Consider the following 13,832-nt stretch of genomic DNA (forward strand, 5'->3'; position numbering starts at 1 on the left):
GGGCACCGCGTCTTTCCTCAGGCTAGGGAAGGAGGGCGGAGGCCGACATCAGGGGAAGCCCTTGCCCTCATGCGGGTGGTCACCGCGAGCCCGGCACCGAGACGCGGATGGGGTCGGACAGGGTGCGCCTGCCCGCCCGCGCTTGACGGTGGGAAGTCCGCGCTGGTCCACTGCCTGCCAGGATGCGACGTCCGGTCCGGATCTCCCTGGCGGGAGCGGGGACCGAAGCGAAGGGGTGCGGCAAATGTCAGCCGAAGCGATCGTCCGCCAGTCCGTCGTCGACGTGCTGGAGGAGCGCCTGCGGACGAGCATCCTGGAGGGCGCGCTGCAACCCGGCTCCCTGCTCCCGCCCGAGCGTGAGCTCGCCGCGTCCTACGGCGTCACCCGGACCACCCTGAAGCACGCCCTGTCCCGGCTGGAGCAGGCGGGTCTGCTCCGCACCCGGCACGGCGTCGGCACCCGGGTGCTGGACTTCCTCAAGTCCGGCGGTGCCGACCTGCTGCCGCTGCTGGTGGGCCAGGACGGGCGCTGGCTGGCGGACGTGTTCGAGGCCCGGCGGGCGATCGGTGCGCTCATCGCCCGCAAGGCCGCCGCGGAGTGCGGCACCGCGCAGGCGGCCCGGCTCCGCGCCGCCGTCGACGCGGTGGCCGGTGCCCCGGACCCGGCCGGCGCGCAGCTGGCCGAGCTCGAGGTGCACCGGGAACTCGCCCGCACCACCGGCAACCGCGTCTACGTCCTGCTCACGAACACGCTGCTGAACGCCTACCTGCCCGTCCGCCACCTCATGACCACGTCCTTCCCGGACCCCGCGACCGTCGCGGACCGCATCCGCGGGGTGGTGGAACCCGTGACGGACGGCACGGCCGACGAGGCCGGACGCGCGGCCGAGGAGTACTTCCGGCTGACCGCGGAGGAGATGACCGCCGACCTCGCCTCGCACGGCCGGCGCACGTAACGACGGGTCGGCGCACGCCGGTCGGGGGTCTTGACCCGGCGGCAGTGGGCTGATTCCCTTCCGGCAGTGGATGAGCCACTGAGCCAGTCAGCCACTGGGGCCACCGGTCTGCTGGGGTTCCCTTCGGAGAGGAACGGTGTCGCACGTGGGAGACGGCCGGACGACGCACTTCGCGGAGACGATGGAAGGAACGCTGCGGCTCGACCCCGGCGGGAGCCGGGAGCGAGGACTGCGGCTCGACCTGCGGGTGGACGCCCCTCACGTGGTCCGGCCGTTCGGCTCGACCGCCGCGGACGTCACGGGCCGCGTGCGGGTCAGCGGCTGGGCCGACGACCCGCACGCCTCGGGGCGCATGCTCATCGCCCCGCTGGCCCGGGGCCGGATCGACTACCAGGTGCGGTTCACGGCCCGGGACGGCCGCGCCTACGTGCTGGAGGGCCACAAGTCCCCCACCTGGCGGAACCCGGTGCGGTCCATGACCTTCCTGCCCGTCCGCCTGCGGCCCGCGGAGGCGGACGGCACCGGCGGTGCCCCGGGGCCGTCCGGTGGCGAGGGCGTCCTGCGGTTCCGCCTGCGCGGCTTGCCGGGCTTCCTGACGAGCTGGCGGTTTCCGGCAGCGTCCGATGCCGTGGGGGCCTACAACTCGGCGCGCCCGGGCCGGCTGAACGTCTGGTACAGCACCTTCTCCGATCCGGTCACCGGCACCGGGTACTGGTTCCACCACGAGCTCGTGCGCCCGGTCGACGGCACTCCCTACACCCATGGCTGGGCGGCCGTGTACCCGCCCGACACGCCCCCCGTCATCGAGTACTTCGGCCCCCACCCCCTCAGCGGGGACCCGTGGTCCCGGGTCGACGCGGCCGCCGCCGAAGAGCCCGGGTTCCACTCCCCCTCGGCCGTGGCGACCGCCCGTCACCTGCGCGGTAGGGCCGGCCGATTGGCCTGGGACCTGGAGGTGAGCGCCGGGTCCGCGCCCCTGCACACCTTCCCCCGCCTCGCCTGGCGGCGCCGGCTGCTGCCCGCCGTGCACGTCGTCCCCCAGGTGCGGGCGCGCTGCTCCGGCTCCGTGCGCCTCGACGGGACCTCGTTGCCGGTGGCCGACGCCGTCGGGGCCGGTGCCCGGATCGTGGGCCGCGGCAACGCCCACCGCTGGGCCTGGTTGCACGCCGACCTGGACGACGACACCGTCCTGGAGGTGGTGGCGGCCGTGTCCACCCTGCCCCTGCTGCGGCGCCTCCCGCCGCTGGTGTTCCTGCGGCTGCGCCGCTCCGGACGCGACTGGCCGCGGGGCGACTGGCGCAGCGCCCTGGGCGTGTGGGGTGCCGGACGGTTCACGGCCAGGCCCGAGCTGCCGACCTGGAGCGTGCAGGGCCGCGCGGGAGGACACCGCATCACGGTGCGAGTGCACCTGCCCGCGGAGCGCAGGACCGCGGTCGCCTACACCGACCCGGACGGGTCCGGGGCCACCTGCCACAACAGCGAGCGGGCCGACGTCCACGTCCGTCTGGAACGGCGGAGCGCCGGCCGGTGGCGGACCGAGCGGGTCTGGGACGTGCGGGGCACCGCACACGCCGAAGTGGGGCTGCGGTGACCTCGGACCGCGGCCGGGCACTGGCCGCCGTACTGCTGGACATCGGCGAGGACTCCGACGGGGCGCCCTGGGAACGGCGAGTGCCGGAACGCCTCGCGGCCTTCACGTCGTCCCTGCCGCGAGGCGTCAGGGCCGGCCTGGACGCGGCGGACCTGGCGCTGGACGCCTTCTCCCTGCTGACCACCGCGCGGCGCGCCCACCGGTTGCCGCCCGAGGCCCGGGCGCGGCTCCTGCGGCGGCTGGTCCGCCTGCCCGGCTGCGAGGCGCTGCTCGACAGCGTGAAGGTCCCGGTGCTCCTGGCCGCGGGATCGAGCCGCCACGGCGCACGCGCCGTTCGGCCCTTCGAGCGCGCCGATCCTCCCCTGGACCTGTGCCCCTCGTCCGACTGGCCGGACACCCACCGCGCCGACGCGGTGGTGATCGGCTCGGGCGCGGGAGGGGCCGTGGCGGCGCTGACCCTCGCGGCGTCCGGGCGCTCGGTCGTCGTCCTGGAGGAGGGGCGGCACTTCCCGACCCGGGAACTCGCCTCCCGGCCGCCCCTGGACCGCTTCGCCGACGCCTACCGCGACGGCGGCGCCACGTTCGCCTGGGGCCTGCCGCCGGTGCTGCTGCCGCTCGGGCGGGCCGTCGGCGGCACCACCCTGGTCAACTCCGGCACCTGCTTCCGCACCCCCGACCGCGTCCTGCGGCACTGGCACCGTGAGCACGGCGTCGAACTGGCCGACCCCGCGCACTTCGCGCGACACCTGGATCACGTCGAGGAGCTCCTGGGCGTCGCCGTGCCCGATCCGGCGGTGCTCGGCCGCAACGGCGCGCTGGCCCTGCTCGGTGCCGACCGCCTGGGGTGGTCCGCCACCGCCCTGCGCCGCAACGCCCGGGGGTGCGGGGGGTGTTGTGAGTGCGTCGCCGGTTGCCCCAGCGGTGCCAAGAAGGCCGTGCACCTGTCCGTGCTGCCCGGGGCCTGTGCGGCAGGGGCGCGGATCGTCACCCGCGCCCGCGCCACCCGGATCGTCACCGAGCACCGTGCGGGTGCCCGCCGGGCCGTCGCGGTGGAGGCGGTACGCCCGGACAGCTCGGTCCTCACTCTCACCACCGGCCTCGTGGTCGTGGCGGCGGGAGCCCTCCACACTCCGGCCCTGCTGCGGCGCTCGGGCCTGGCGGGTCACCCCCGGCTGGGGCGGAACCTGGCGATCCACCCGGCGGTCAGCGTCGCCGGACGCTTCGACGAACCCGTCACCGGTCCGGGGGCCGGCCCCAACGTCCTGCAGAGCGTCGGCGTCGACCAGTGGCACGCCGACGGGATCCTCATCGAGGCGACCGCCGCACCGCCGGGGATGACCTCGTTCGTCCTCCCGCACCTCGGGGCCGCGCTCAAACGCGAGGTGGACGACGCGCCCCGCCTCGCCTTCCTCGGCGCGATGGTCTCGGACCGCCCCTCGGGGCGGGTACGCGGAGCGCACCGGCCGCTCGCCTCGTACGCCCTGCACGCCGAGGACGGCCGCCGCCTGCTGCGCGCCGTCGGCCACATGGGGCGCGTCCTGTTCGCCGCGGGCGCTCGCGAGGTGCTCACCGGCCTCCCGGCGCACCCCGCGGTCACCTCGCCCGACGCCCTCGACGACCTGGTCGGGCGCACCGGTTACCGCCGTCTCCACCTGTCGGCCTTCCACCCGACCGGGACAGCGGCCCTGGGGGCGGACGGCGGGCACTCCCCCGTGCGCCCCGACGGACGGCTGCGCGGGACGGAGGGGGTCCTGGTCGCCGACGCGTGCCTGCTGCCCTCCTCCCCCGGTGTGAACCCCCAGGTCACGATCATGGCGTTGGCGCACGCCGTCAGCGTGGAGGCCGTCCGTCGCGACGGCGGGTGACCCGGGCAGCGTCTTGTCGACCATGCCTGGAGCCAGATGGGTGTGCCGGCCAGGGTGATGACGGCGAGGTAGCGACCGGGCTGCCGGTCCCGCCCGTCGCAGGCCAGGCAGACCTGCCGGTCAGCCCGCCACGGGAGCGTCGGAGCCCGCGCTCTACAAGCCCCCTTGGGCAGCCGTGTGCTATCGCAACAACGGCTCGGGCACCGCCCGGGTAGCGTCAGTCAACTCCCCATCCCTCACGACCCGCCCAACGATCGGATGATCGGAAGCACACGGGCTGGCGCGGACCGGGTGGCGGAGCCGTCCGGCCGCGTCCCGGGCGACATCGACCGCCACACCCCCAGCACCACCGCGGGCTGATAGCGGCCGGTGCCGACTGGACGCTCGCCGCAGGCCCGAAGGCGCAGTGCAGCCCCCTTGGGATTCACGGGGACGCCGGCACCCGCTGCGCGAGGTCCACCGCGGTGCGGACACCTGCGACGTACTCCAAGGGGCGCTCCCAGGCCGGGAAGTGCCCCCCGGCGGGCTCCTCCGTCCAGGAGCGGACGTCGAAGAAGCGTGCCGCGAAGGCGCGGGGCGCGTTGACGAGGTCCTTCGGGAAGATGGTGAACGCCGTGGGGACGTCGAGGCGTCCGGCTGGTTTCGCCGCGTTCTCGGCGTAGGGGGTGAAGGAGGTGCCGATCGCGCCACTGACCCAGTAGGCAGTGATCCACGTGAGCAACTCGTCCCGGGTGAACACCGTTTCCACGTCGCCGCCGCAGTCGGTCCACGCCCGCAGCTTCTCCAGGATCCAGGCGGCCAGACCCGCGGGCGAGTCGCCGAGCGCCACCGCAAGCGTGTGGGGCCTGGTGGCCTGTTCGTGCATGTACCCGCCCTCTGCGGCCTGCCACTGATGACCGTGCTGGAGGTATGCCCGCTCCGCGTCGGACAGGTCCTCAGGCGGGTCCACCAGGAAGCGGTACTGCGACACGTCCGTCAGGTGCAGGGCGGCGACGCGGTCGGGGTGCGCCGCGGCCAGTGCCTCGGCGACGTCGCAGCCCACGTCGCCGGCGGACACGACGTAGCGCTCGTGGCCGAGGTCGGTCATCGCGTTCGCGACCGCTTCGGCCATGTCCCGGGACGACATGCCGCGGCCGGCGACCGGTGCGGCGAACGGGAAGCCGGGCAACGCCGGCACGACCACGTGGAGGTCGGTCAGCAAGGGCCAGACCCTCTCGAAGCGCAGGACGGAGTCCGGCCAGCCGTGGAGCAGTACCACCGCCACGGCGTCGGTGCGCGCTGCCCGCAGGTGGATGGCCCGCACCGGTGCGTCGGGGCGGCCGACGAGGGCCCAGGGCAGGGCACGCAGCCGGGCCTCGTGCTCGCGCCAGTCGTAGGAGCTGGCCCAGTAGGAGAGGAGGTCGGCGAGGTAGTCACCGTCGACTCCGCGCGCCCAGCCGAACCCGTCGGGCACGTCGACTCGGCGGTAGCCGGCAAGGCGCCGTCGCAGGTCGTCGAGCACCGTCTGCTCCACGACGGGGGGAGTAGCGGCCTGCTCCGTGCTGATCATGTTGGGTTCCACCTCTCGTCCCTCCGGAACGTCTCCCACGTCCGCGTCCCGGCGATGCCCCGGAACGCGCCGTGAGCGGCGTCTGCCCCGAAAGGTGTACCCGGTACCGCAGGCGTCGACAGCTAGCCGCAGTACTCGTCGGCCCCAGGGCTCCGGGTGTGACGCGGAGGTGCTGCCACAGGTCGGCGACCCGCCGGACCGGTCCCGACGTGGAGGGTGCTGAGGTGCTCCTGCGCGTCGTCCGCCCTACGAGCCCTATGGCGCGGCACCTTCACCTTCATGCTGCCCGGCCATCGGTACGCCCGGGCGTAGAGGAGGCGGAGCGTGGACGCTGCGGGGTGGACGCTGCCCATGACAATTCGGCGTAGTGGGGGGCGCACGAAGGTGTGGGCAGAGCTTTTTTCGTGCTACAGGCGACCACGTTCACACCGCTGCATTCCCGACAGCGAGCCAGGACAGTCGAGTCTGCCAGCGGACAGGCCGCCGTTCAGCGAAGCCGCGGCATCGGAACGGCGTGCGCCCTGCCACCACCCCGCCGAACGGAGAAAGCCACCCAGCACCGCAGCCGCCCTGCCGCCACAGCCGCGAAGTCGTTGGCGCTTGCCCCACCGAACCCACCTCGCACCACGAAAGAGAAGGTGTCCTGCCATGCCTACCCTCACAAGGTCCCGGCGCTTAGGCGCTCTGCTCACCTGCGCGGCCGCGTTGAGCGCGTTGCTCATACCTGCCGCCCAGGCCGCACCCGCCGGCGCGGCGGGCACCCGGACCGCCCTGCTGGAGTGCCCCGGCTACGAGACCACCACCTACAACCCCGGTCTGACCCTGACTACCCGTCAGGTCGCGTTGTCGGCCGACGGTGCCGTCGGCCCCTGTGTGGGACTGCCGCTGGACCACACCAACGGCACCATCCACTTCACCGGCAACGGGCAGCTGTCCTGCATCGCGGGCAACTCGTCCGGCAGCGGACGCATCAACTGGCAGAACGACCAAGCCAGTACGACCACCTTCGACTTCACGGCCGGCGTCGGCCTGCGGCCCGGCGGAGTCTCGGTCCTCGTCCTCACCGGCACGGTCAAGTCCGGCGACTTCCAGGGCTCGACCGTCATCATCGAGATCGTCCTGGCCCCCGCCCCCGCCCAGACCCTGCAGTGCCTGACAGCCAACGGCCTGGACACCTCCTCCGGCGCGGTCGACCTCCAGATCACCTGAGCACCACGGCGCGGCACATCCGGCAGCGGAAACCGCCGCTGCCGGGACCACCATGCCGGAACGAGAAGGACCCCACCATGCGCACACGCCCCTTACCCCCCGCCAGTCGCCGGAAGGCCTGGTCCTCACCGAGCACTTCAGCTGCGTCATCTCCGTGCAGAGCCCGCTGACCCTCCCGGCCCGCACCTTCACCATCGGCTGGAACACCGGGGAGTCCAGCACCGTCACCTACCCCGCCACGACCGCAGTGAGGGCCGCGGACGGCACCGTGACGATCACCTCCGTCGGCGCGGTGACCGACGGGCTGGGCGAGGGCCAGGTGGCGACACAGGTGACCGTCGAACCCAACCTCGACGTCACCGCCTGCGCCACGACCGGCCTCAGCGCCACCGACAGCCTGACCAACACCCTCGTCATCGCGCCCGCCTGAAGGTGCGGGGCCGGCCGTGGTCGCTGCTGCCGGCCGATCGGGTGCTGATGGTCGCGGCGCACCACCCCACTGGTGACGAGTCCCGAGACACGGCCTAGCAGGCGGCGACGAGCGCGGCCAGCACGCCGGCCGGGTCGTGCAGGACACGGGCGCCGTCGGCGACGACCCGTCGCGTCCCGGGGTCCACGGGACCGGTCCTCGCCCACTCCGGGGGGCCGACGGCCAGCTCGACCTCCAGGCCGGAGGCCGTACGGCAGCGCCGTTCCGTGACCGGCCCCCACGACCGGGTACGGATCACCTCCCCCAGCCGCAGGTCCGCGACCCAGGCGTCCTCCAGCAGGTAGCGGGAGGGGGCCGTGGTGAGCAGGACGAGGTCGACGTCGGAGTCGGGCCGCGCCGCCCCGCGGGCGCAGGATCCCACCAGGAGGAGTCCTACGACGTCCTCCCGGTCCCCGCACCACGCGGTGACCCGGTCGATGACGTCGTCGATCTCGGCCGCGCGCTGCGGTGGCAGGGCGGCCGGGGGGTGCGCTGACCGGTCGTGGTGGGTCATGTGGGCATTCCCTTTCGCTTCGCACAGTGGTCGTCGCACGGCAGGTTCCCAGGCCACCCACGATGACGGGCCGGCCGCGGGAGCCTCACTCCGCGACCGGCCCGTCCTCCCCGCCCGACGGTCTCCCTACGCCGTCATGGCGGTGTCCTCCTCGAACAGCGCGTGGAAGCGCCGGGTGTGGTCGACGTGGTGCTCCGGACCCTCCAGCGTGACGCGTGCGGTGAGCCGGGGGTCGCCGCTGGACGCGGACAGCCGCAGCTCCAGCTCACCCGGCTCGACCACGCGCCGGCCGTCGCGGCCGGTGAACGAGGCGACGTCGGCCGGGACGGTCACCCGCAGCCGCCGGGACTCGCCGGCCCGCAGGGGCACCCGGGTGAAGCCCACGAGCCGTTGCACCGGCTGGACCACGGACGCCACCGGGTCGTGCAGGTACAGCTGGACCACCTCGGTGCCGGGCCGCTCACCGGCGTTGCGGACGGTGAACGCGAGGGTCACCTCGCCGTCCGTGGCGGCGGTGTCGGTGTCGACGGCCAGGTCGCTCCACACGAACCGCGTGTAGGACAGGCCGTGCCCGAAGGGGAACGCGGCCGTCGGGTCGACGTTGGAGACCTCGCTGGCCTGCGCGAGCCGCGCGCCGAGGTAGGTGGAGGGCTGGGTGCCGGAGCCGCGGGGCACGCTGACCGGCAGCCGTCCGGACGGGTTGACCCGCCCGCTCAGCACCCCCGCGAGGGCCGGGGTGCCCTCCGCGCCGGGGAAGAACGACTGCACGACGGCCGCCGACTCCTCCACGGCCCGGCCGAGCGCGTAGGGGCGCCCGGCGAGCAGCACGGTCACCACGGGCGTGCCCGAGTCGAGCAGCGCGTCGAGGAGGTGCTGCTGGGCGCCGGGCAGGGCCAGCGACTCCACGTCGCAGCCCTCGCCGCTGGTACCGCGCCCGAACAGGCCGGCGCGGTCGCCGAGGACGGCCACCACCACGTCGGCGTCGCGCGCCGCCGCCACCGCGTCCGCGAGGGAGGAGGTGTCGCCGTCGTCGACGCCGGTGCCGCGCACCACGGTCACTTCCGCGTCGGGGAACTCGCGCTCCAGGCTCTCGCGCAGGGTGGGCAGTTCGATGCCCACGGGCTGGTCGGGGTGGTGCACGCCGACGTGCTGCGGGAACGAGTAGCAGCCCAGGACGGCCGTGGCCTCCTCGGCGTTGGGGCCGACCAGGGCGATGCGGCGCGGTGCGGCGAGGGGCAGAACGCCGTCGTTGCTGAGCAGCACCACCGCCTCCTCGGCGACCGTGCGGGCCAGTTCGCGGTTGGCGGGGCTGTCCAGGTCGACGGTGCCGCGCAGTGCGTCGGGGTCGGCCGGGTCGGCTGCGGCCAGGGCCGGCGGCACCGGGCTCCAGTCCGGGTCGAGCAGGCCGAGCCGTGCCTTCTGGGCGAGGACGCGGCGCAGGGCGCGGTCGATGAGGGCCTCGGGCACGCGTCCGGCGCGCACGGCCTCGGTCAGGGGTGCCCCGAAGGTCTTGACGGTGGGCAGTTCCACGTCGACGCCCGCCCGCAGGGCGGTGCCCGCCGCGTCGGCCCAGTCGCCGGCCAGGCCGTGCAGGATCCTGAGGAAGGCGATGCCGAAGTAGTCGGCGACGACCGTGCCGTCGAAGCCCCAGGTGTCCCGCAGGAGTTCGGTCAGCAAGGCTTCGTCCGCCACGGACGGCAGCCCGTCGGTGTCGGTGTAGGCGTGCATGACCGAGCGGGCGCCGCCCTCGCGCAGGGCCATCTCGAACGGCGGCAGCAGCACGTCGGCGCGTTCGCGGGGGCCCGCGCTCACCGGGGCGAGGTTGCGTCCGGCGCGGGAGGCGGAGTAGCCGACGAAGTGCTTGAGCGTGGCGACGATCCCGGCGGACTCCAGACCCCGCACGTACGCGGTGCCGATGGTGCCGACCAGGTAGGGGTCCTCGCCGATGGTCTCCTCGACGCGGCCCCAGCGGGCGTCGCGCACCACGTCGAGGACGGGTGCGAGGCCCTGGTGGACGCCGACCGCGCGCATGTCGCGGCCGATCGCGGCGGCCATCTCGCGGATCAGGTCAGGGTCGAAGGAAGCGCCCCAGGACAGCGGCACGGGGTAGGCGGTGGCCTGCCAGGTGGCGAAGCCGGCCAGGCACTCCTCGTGGGCCACGGCCGGGATGCCGAAGCGGTTGGCGGCGGTGATCCGCGCCTGGGTGCGCATCAGGGACAGCGCGCCGAGCGCCGGGTCGACGGGCGCGGTGCCGAACGGCCGGGTCAACTGGCCGAGCCCGGCCGGGAGCAGGGCGTCGAGGTCGACGGCGTCGTCCATCTCGTGCTGGTGCGGGGCGACTTCACCGCCCTCGGCGGACGCGCCGACCCACACGCCGTACAGCTGGGCGATCTTCTCGTCGAGGGTCATGGCCTCGATCAGCGCCGAGACCCGCGTGTCGATGTCGTGGGCGGGATCGTTCCACAAGGGAATCTGAGGGGTTTCGGGGGTGGTCTCAACGGCCACGTTGGGGGTCACTTTCCTCCGACGCCCATCAGGCCCTGGACCAGGGCGCGACGGGCGAACAGGTAGACGAGAAGGACGGGCACCATGGACAGCGTCACCGCGCCCAGCAGGCCGGGGATGTCGACGCCGTGTTCGGTCTGGAAGTTGTACAGACCGAGCGTCACGACCTTGGTGGAGTCGGACTGGGTCAGGACGAGCGGGAACAGGAAGCCGTTCCACGCCTGCAGGGCGGAGAACACCACGATGGTGGACAGCCCGCCGCGGGACAGCGGCACCACCAGCTGGAAGAACATCCGCCGCGGGCTCGCCCCGTCCATCGCCATCGCCTCGAACAGCTCGGACGAGATGTCACGCATGGCGCCGCTGAGGATCAGCGCCGACATCGGCAGGCAGAAGGCCGCCGTCGGCAGGATCACGCCCAGCAGGTTGTCGTACAGCCCGGCCTCGCTGATCAGGTAGAACATCGGGACGATGACGGCCTGCGCGGGGATTGCGAGGCCCAGCAGGAACAGGCGGAAGATCTGCGAGGTGACCCGGCTGCGGCTGCGCACGATGGCGTACGCGAGCGGCGGCACCAGGGCGAGCACGATGCCCACCACGCACACGGTGACCAGCAGGGTATTGAAGAAGTACTGACCGAAGCCCGAGTCGAAGGCGCCGGTGTAGTTGTGCAGGGTGAAGGTGTCCGGCCAGGACACCGGGCCGTTCTTCGCGTAGTCCTCGCGGGTGCGCAGGGTCGCGGCGAGCAGCACGTACAGCGGCAGGCCGACGAACAGCAGCCAGACCAACGAGCCCGCTCCGGCGAGGTAGTTGGGGCGGCGCCTCATGACACACCCTCCATGTCGCTGCGCATCTTGTCGTAGCCGGAGACGCGCACGACGATCAGCGAGATGATGGTGGCGGCCACGACCAGGCAGAGCGCGATCGCCGAGCCGGCGCCGAAGTCGAAGCTCTTGAATGCCTTCTGGTACATGTAGTAGGCGCTGATGGTGGTGTCGGTGCCCGGGCCGCCCTGAGTCAGGATCAGCACGGTCTCGAAGGTGGTGAGTCCGCCGACGATCATCAGGATCATCGAGGTGATCATCGAGTTGCGCAGCTGCGGCAGGGTGATGTGGAAGAACTGCCGGTAGCGCCCGGCGCCGTCGATCTCCGCGGCCTGGTAGAGGACGTCGGGTATGGCGCGTGCGGCGCCCTGGTAGATCAGGGTGTGGAAGGGCGTGAACTGCCAGGTGCTGACGAACGCCAGCACGCCGATGGCGGTGGCCTGCTTGCCGAACAGGTTGCCGTCGCCGAACAGCCAGGTGGCGCGTGCGGGGATGCCGAAGTTGGGGTCGAGCAGCGCCCGCCACAGCACGGAGACCGCGGTGGAGGACAGCAGCAGCGGGATGAAGTAGATGGCGGACAGGACGGCGCGGTTGCGCTGGTGGCCGGCGGCCCACACCCCGAGCACGATGCTCAGCGGGGTCTGGATGGCGACGCCGAGTGCGGTCAGCAGCAGGGTGAGCCAGATGCTGTTGATCATCACCGGGTCGTCGAGGATCCGGTTCCAGTTGTCGGTGCCGACCCACTGGGGCGAGCCGAGGCCGTTCCAGCTCATGAAGGACAGCACCGCCACCATGATCAGCGGTGCGATGGCGAACAGGGCGAAGAACAGGGTGGCGGGCAGCGCCCAGACGAAGCCCGGGCGCCCCACGAGGACGGCGGAGGAGCCCTCCGGCCGCCGCCGGACCTTCTTGGGGGTCTCGGCGGCGGTGGGAGCACTCGTGGTCTGAGTGGTCATGAGTGTCATTCGGTGGGCAGGGCCTGCATGGCCTTGATGAATCCGTCGGCGTCCAGCTGGCCGTTGAAGAACTGCTGCACGGCCTGGTGCATCGGGGTGCTCGCGGCCGGCGGGTAGGCCTGGTCCCACGAGAGCTGGAACGACGGGGCGGCGGCGACCAGGTCGTACTGGAAGCGCGAGTACTCGGGGCTCGCCGACGTGGTGAGGAACTTCGGCACGTTCGTCGTGGTGGGCAGGTTGCCGATGGACATCTGCGCCTTGACGAACTCGTCGGAGTACATGAGCTTCAGGAACTGCGCGACGGCCTCGGGGTGCTTGGTCTTCTTCAGCACCGAGTAGAAGTTGTTGGTGTTGCCGACCACGTTGGCCGGGTCGCCCTTGCCGCCGGGGACCGTCGGGAAGGTGGTGTAGCCGAGGCCCTTGGCGGCGAACTCCTTGGCGTCCGTCTGCTGCTGGGAGTAGTACCAGGAGCCCATCAGCTCGAAGGCGGCCTTGCCGGAGGCGACCAGCGCCGGGGAGGCGCCGTTGGTGTACTTCACCGAGTCGTAGTTGGTGCCGAAGGCGCCGGCGTCCACCAGCTCCTTGATCTGGCCGAGGGCCTTCTTGCTGTCGGCGCTCGCCCAGGCGTCCTTGTCGCCCTCCAGGGCCTTCTGGAACAGCTCTGGGCCGGCGATGCGGTCGTAGAGGTACTCGAACCACATCAGCGTCGGCCACTGGTCGCCGCCACCGAGGGCTATCGGGGTGACGTTCTTCTTCTTCAGCGTCTTGACCGCGGCGAGCAGGTCGTCCCAGGTCTTGGGCGGCTGGACGCCCGCCTTGTCGAGGACGTTCTTGTTGTGGAAGAGCAGCACCGGCTGGGTGCCGCGCATCGGGATGCCGTAGGACTTGCCGTTGACCACGGCACTGTTGAACACCGAGGGCAGGAACTTGTCCTTGAGGTTCGGGTCCTTGGCGATGAAGTCGTCCAGCGGCATCAGCAGGTCGGCCTTGACGAACGGCTGGATGCTGCCGCCGCCCCAGTTGAAGAAGACGTCCGGCGCCTGGGGCGTGCTGATGATCGTCTGCAGCTTCTGCTGGTAGTCGGCACCGGGGATGGTGTCGAGCACGGCCTTCACGTCCGACGTCTTGTTGAAGGTCTCGACGATCTGCTTCTCGACCTTGTTGCTGGCGTCGCCGTAGACCAGGACGTGGATCTTCCCGTCGTTCGACGAACCGCCGCTGCCGTTCCCCCCACAGGCCGTCAGGCTCACGGCCATGGCGAGGGTGGCGCCACAGGCGAGCAGTCCGTGCAAGCGCGTGCGTGTCTTCATCGTCCGCCTCTCGAAAGTTTCGGCATCATTGCCGAAAGTCCATGCGGACGGACAGTAGGGGCCGATCCGATATCTGGTCAATGAC

At 72.4% G+C, this 13,832-nt stretch carries 11 protein-coding genes; 5 read left to right on the top strand and 6 right to left on the bottom strand.

Features of this window, described 5'->3' with window-relative positions:
* Window positions 1-244 precede the first annotated feature (244 nt).
* The 3 genes from AQJ30_RS34260 (at window position 245) to AQJ30_RS34270 (ending at window position 4,411) form a co-directional block, all read left to right on the top strand.
* Window positions 245-955, top strand: a complete 711-nt coding sequence (locus tag AQJ30_RS34260) for a FadR/GntR family transcriptional regulator (protein ID WP_067241648.1) — start codon at window positions 245-247, stop codon at window positions 953-955.
* 136 nt (window positions 956-1,091) lie between these two features.
* Window positions 1,092-2,546 (top strand): hypothetical protein, encoded by a 1,455-nt coding sequence (locus AQJ30_RS34265; RefSeq protein WP_245727264.1) that lies wholly within the window; start codon window positions 1,092-1,094, stop codon window positions 2,544-2,546.
* A complete protein-coding gene (locus AQJ30_RS34270) occupies window positions 2,543-4,411 on the top strand; it encodes a GMC family oxidoreductase (protein ID WP_067241650.1) in 1,869 nt (622 codons plus the stop codon). Before AQJ30_RS34265 ends, AQJ30_RS34270 begins: the two co-directional genes overlap by 4 nt.
* A 424-nt stretch (window positions 4,412-4,835) precedes the next feature.
* Here AQJ30_RS34270 and AQJ30_RS34275 read toward each other — a convergent pair whose 3' ends face one another.
* Complete coding sequence (locus tag AQJ30_RS34275; protein WP_067241796.1) at window positions 4,836-5,960, bottom strand: epoxide hydrolase family protein; 1,125 nt, start codon at window positions 5,958-5,960, stop codon at window positions 4,836-4,838.
* 648 nt (window positions 5,961-6,608) lie between these two features.
* Here AQJ30_RS34275 and AQJ30_RS34280 point away from each other — a divergent pair.
* Window positions 6,609-7,169 (top strand): hypothetical protein, encoded by a 561-nt coding sequence (locus AQJ30_RS34280; RefSeq protein ID WP_159052423.1) that lies wholly within the window; start codon window positions 6,609-6,611, stop codon window positions 7,167-7,169.
* Between the two features lie 52 nt (window positions 7,170-7,221).
* The gene (locus AQJ30_RS34285; RefSeq protein ID WP_067241653.1) at window positions 7,222-7,599 is read left to right on the top strand and encodes a hypothetical protein; all 378 of its coding nucleotides are present in this window, start codon (window positions 7,222-7,224) and stop codon (window positions 7,597-7,599) included.
* 94 nt (window positions 7,600-7,693) lie between these two features.
* Here AQJ30_RS34285 and AQJ30_RS34290 read toward each other — a convergent pair whose 3' ends face one another.
* The 5 genes from AQJ30_RS34290 to AQJ30_RS34310 all read right to left on the bottom strand — a co-directional run bounded on the left by AQJ30_RS34290 (window position 7,694) and on the right by AQJ30_RS34310 (window position 13,747).
* On the bottom strand, window positions 7,694-8,152 hold the full coding sequence (locus tag AQJ30_RS34290) for a nucleotidyltransferase domain-containing protein (protein WP_067241655.1): 459 nt from the start codon (window positions 8,150-8,152) through the stop codon (window positions 7,694-7,696).
* Window positions 8,153-8,278: 126 nt separating this feature from the next.
* Complete coding sequence (locus AQJ30_RS34295) at window positions 8,279-10,669, bottom strand: beta-xylosidase/alpha-l-arabinosidase (RefSeq protein WP_107119773.1); 2,391 nt, start codon at window positions 10,667-10,669, stop codon at window positions 8,279-8,281.
* The gene (locus AQJ30_RS34300) at window positions 10,666-11,484 is read right to left on the bottom strand and encodes a carbohydrate ABC transporter permease (protein WP_067241656.1); all 819 of its coding nucleotides are present in this window, start codon (window positions 11,482-11,484) and stop codon (window positions 10,666-10,668) included. Before AQJ30_RS34300 ends, AQJ30_RS34295 begins: the two co-directional genes overlap by 4 nt.
* Window positions 11,481-12,437 carry a carbohydrate ABC transporter permease gene (locus AQJ30_RS34305; protein WP_067241658.1) on the bottom strand — a complete coding sequence of 319 codons (957 nt, stop codon included), beginning with the start codon at window positions 12,435-12,437 and terminating at the stop codon, window positions 11,481-11,483. The genes AQJ30_RS34300 and AQJ30_RS34305 overlap by 4 nt, the downstream gene beginning before the upstream one ends.
* A gap of 5 nt (window positions 12,438-12,442) precedes the next feature.
* Window positions 12,443-13,747: an ABC transporter substrate-binding protein gene (locus AQJ30_RS34310; RefSeq protein ID WP_067241660.1), complete on the bottom strand. Its 1,305-nt coding sequence runs from the start codon at window positions 13,745-13,747 to the stop codon at window positions 12,443-12,445.
* Between the last annotated feature and the right edge of the window lie 85 nt (window positions 13,748-13,832).

The sequence above is a fragment of the Streptomyces longwoodensis genome (assembly GCF_001514125.1).
Taxonomy (GTDB): domain Bacteria; phylum Actinomycetota; class Actinomycetes; order Streptomycetales; family Streptomycetaceae; genus Streptomyces; species Streptomyces longwoodensis.

Coding starts and splice junctions, on each gene's coding strand:
- AQJ30_RS34260 (WP_067241648.1), top strand. CDS start 245: ATGTCAGCCGAAGCGATCGTCCGCCAGTCCGTCGTCGACGTGCTGGAG.
- AQJ30_RS34275 (WP_067241796.1), bottom strand. CDS start 5,960: ATGATCAGCACGGAGCAGGCCGCTACTCCCCCCGTCGTGGAGCAGACG.
- AQJ30_RS34280 (WP_159052423.1), top strand. CDS start 6,609: ATGCCTACCCTCACAAGGTCCCGGCGCTTAGGCGCTCTGCTCACCTGC.
- AQJ30_RS34285 (WP_067241653.1), top strand. CDS start 7,222: ATGCCGGAACGAGAAGGACCCCACCATGCGCACACGCCCCTTACCCCC.
- AQJ30_RS34290 (WP_067241655.1), bottom strand. CDS start 8,152: ATGACCCACCACGACCGGTCAGCGCACCCCCCGGCCGCCCTGCCACCG.
- AQJ30_RS34300 (WP_067241656.1), bottom strand. CDS start 11,484: ATGAGGCGCCGCCCCAACTACCTCGCCGGAGCGGGCTCGTTGGTCTGG.
- AQJ30_RS34305 (WP_067241658.1), bottom strand. CDS start 12,437: ATGACCACTCAGACCACGAGTGCTCCCACCGCCGCCGAGACCCCCAAG.
- AQJ30_RS34310 (WP_067241660.1), bottom strand. CDS start 13,747: ATGAAGACACGCACGCGCTTGCACGGACTGCTCGCCTGTGGCGCCACC.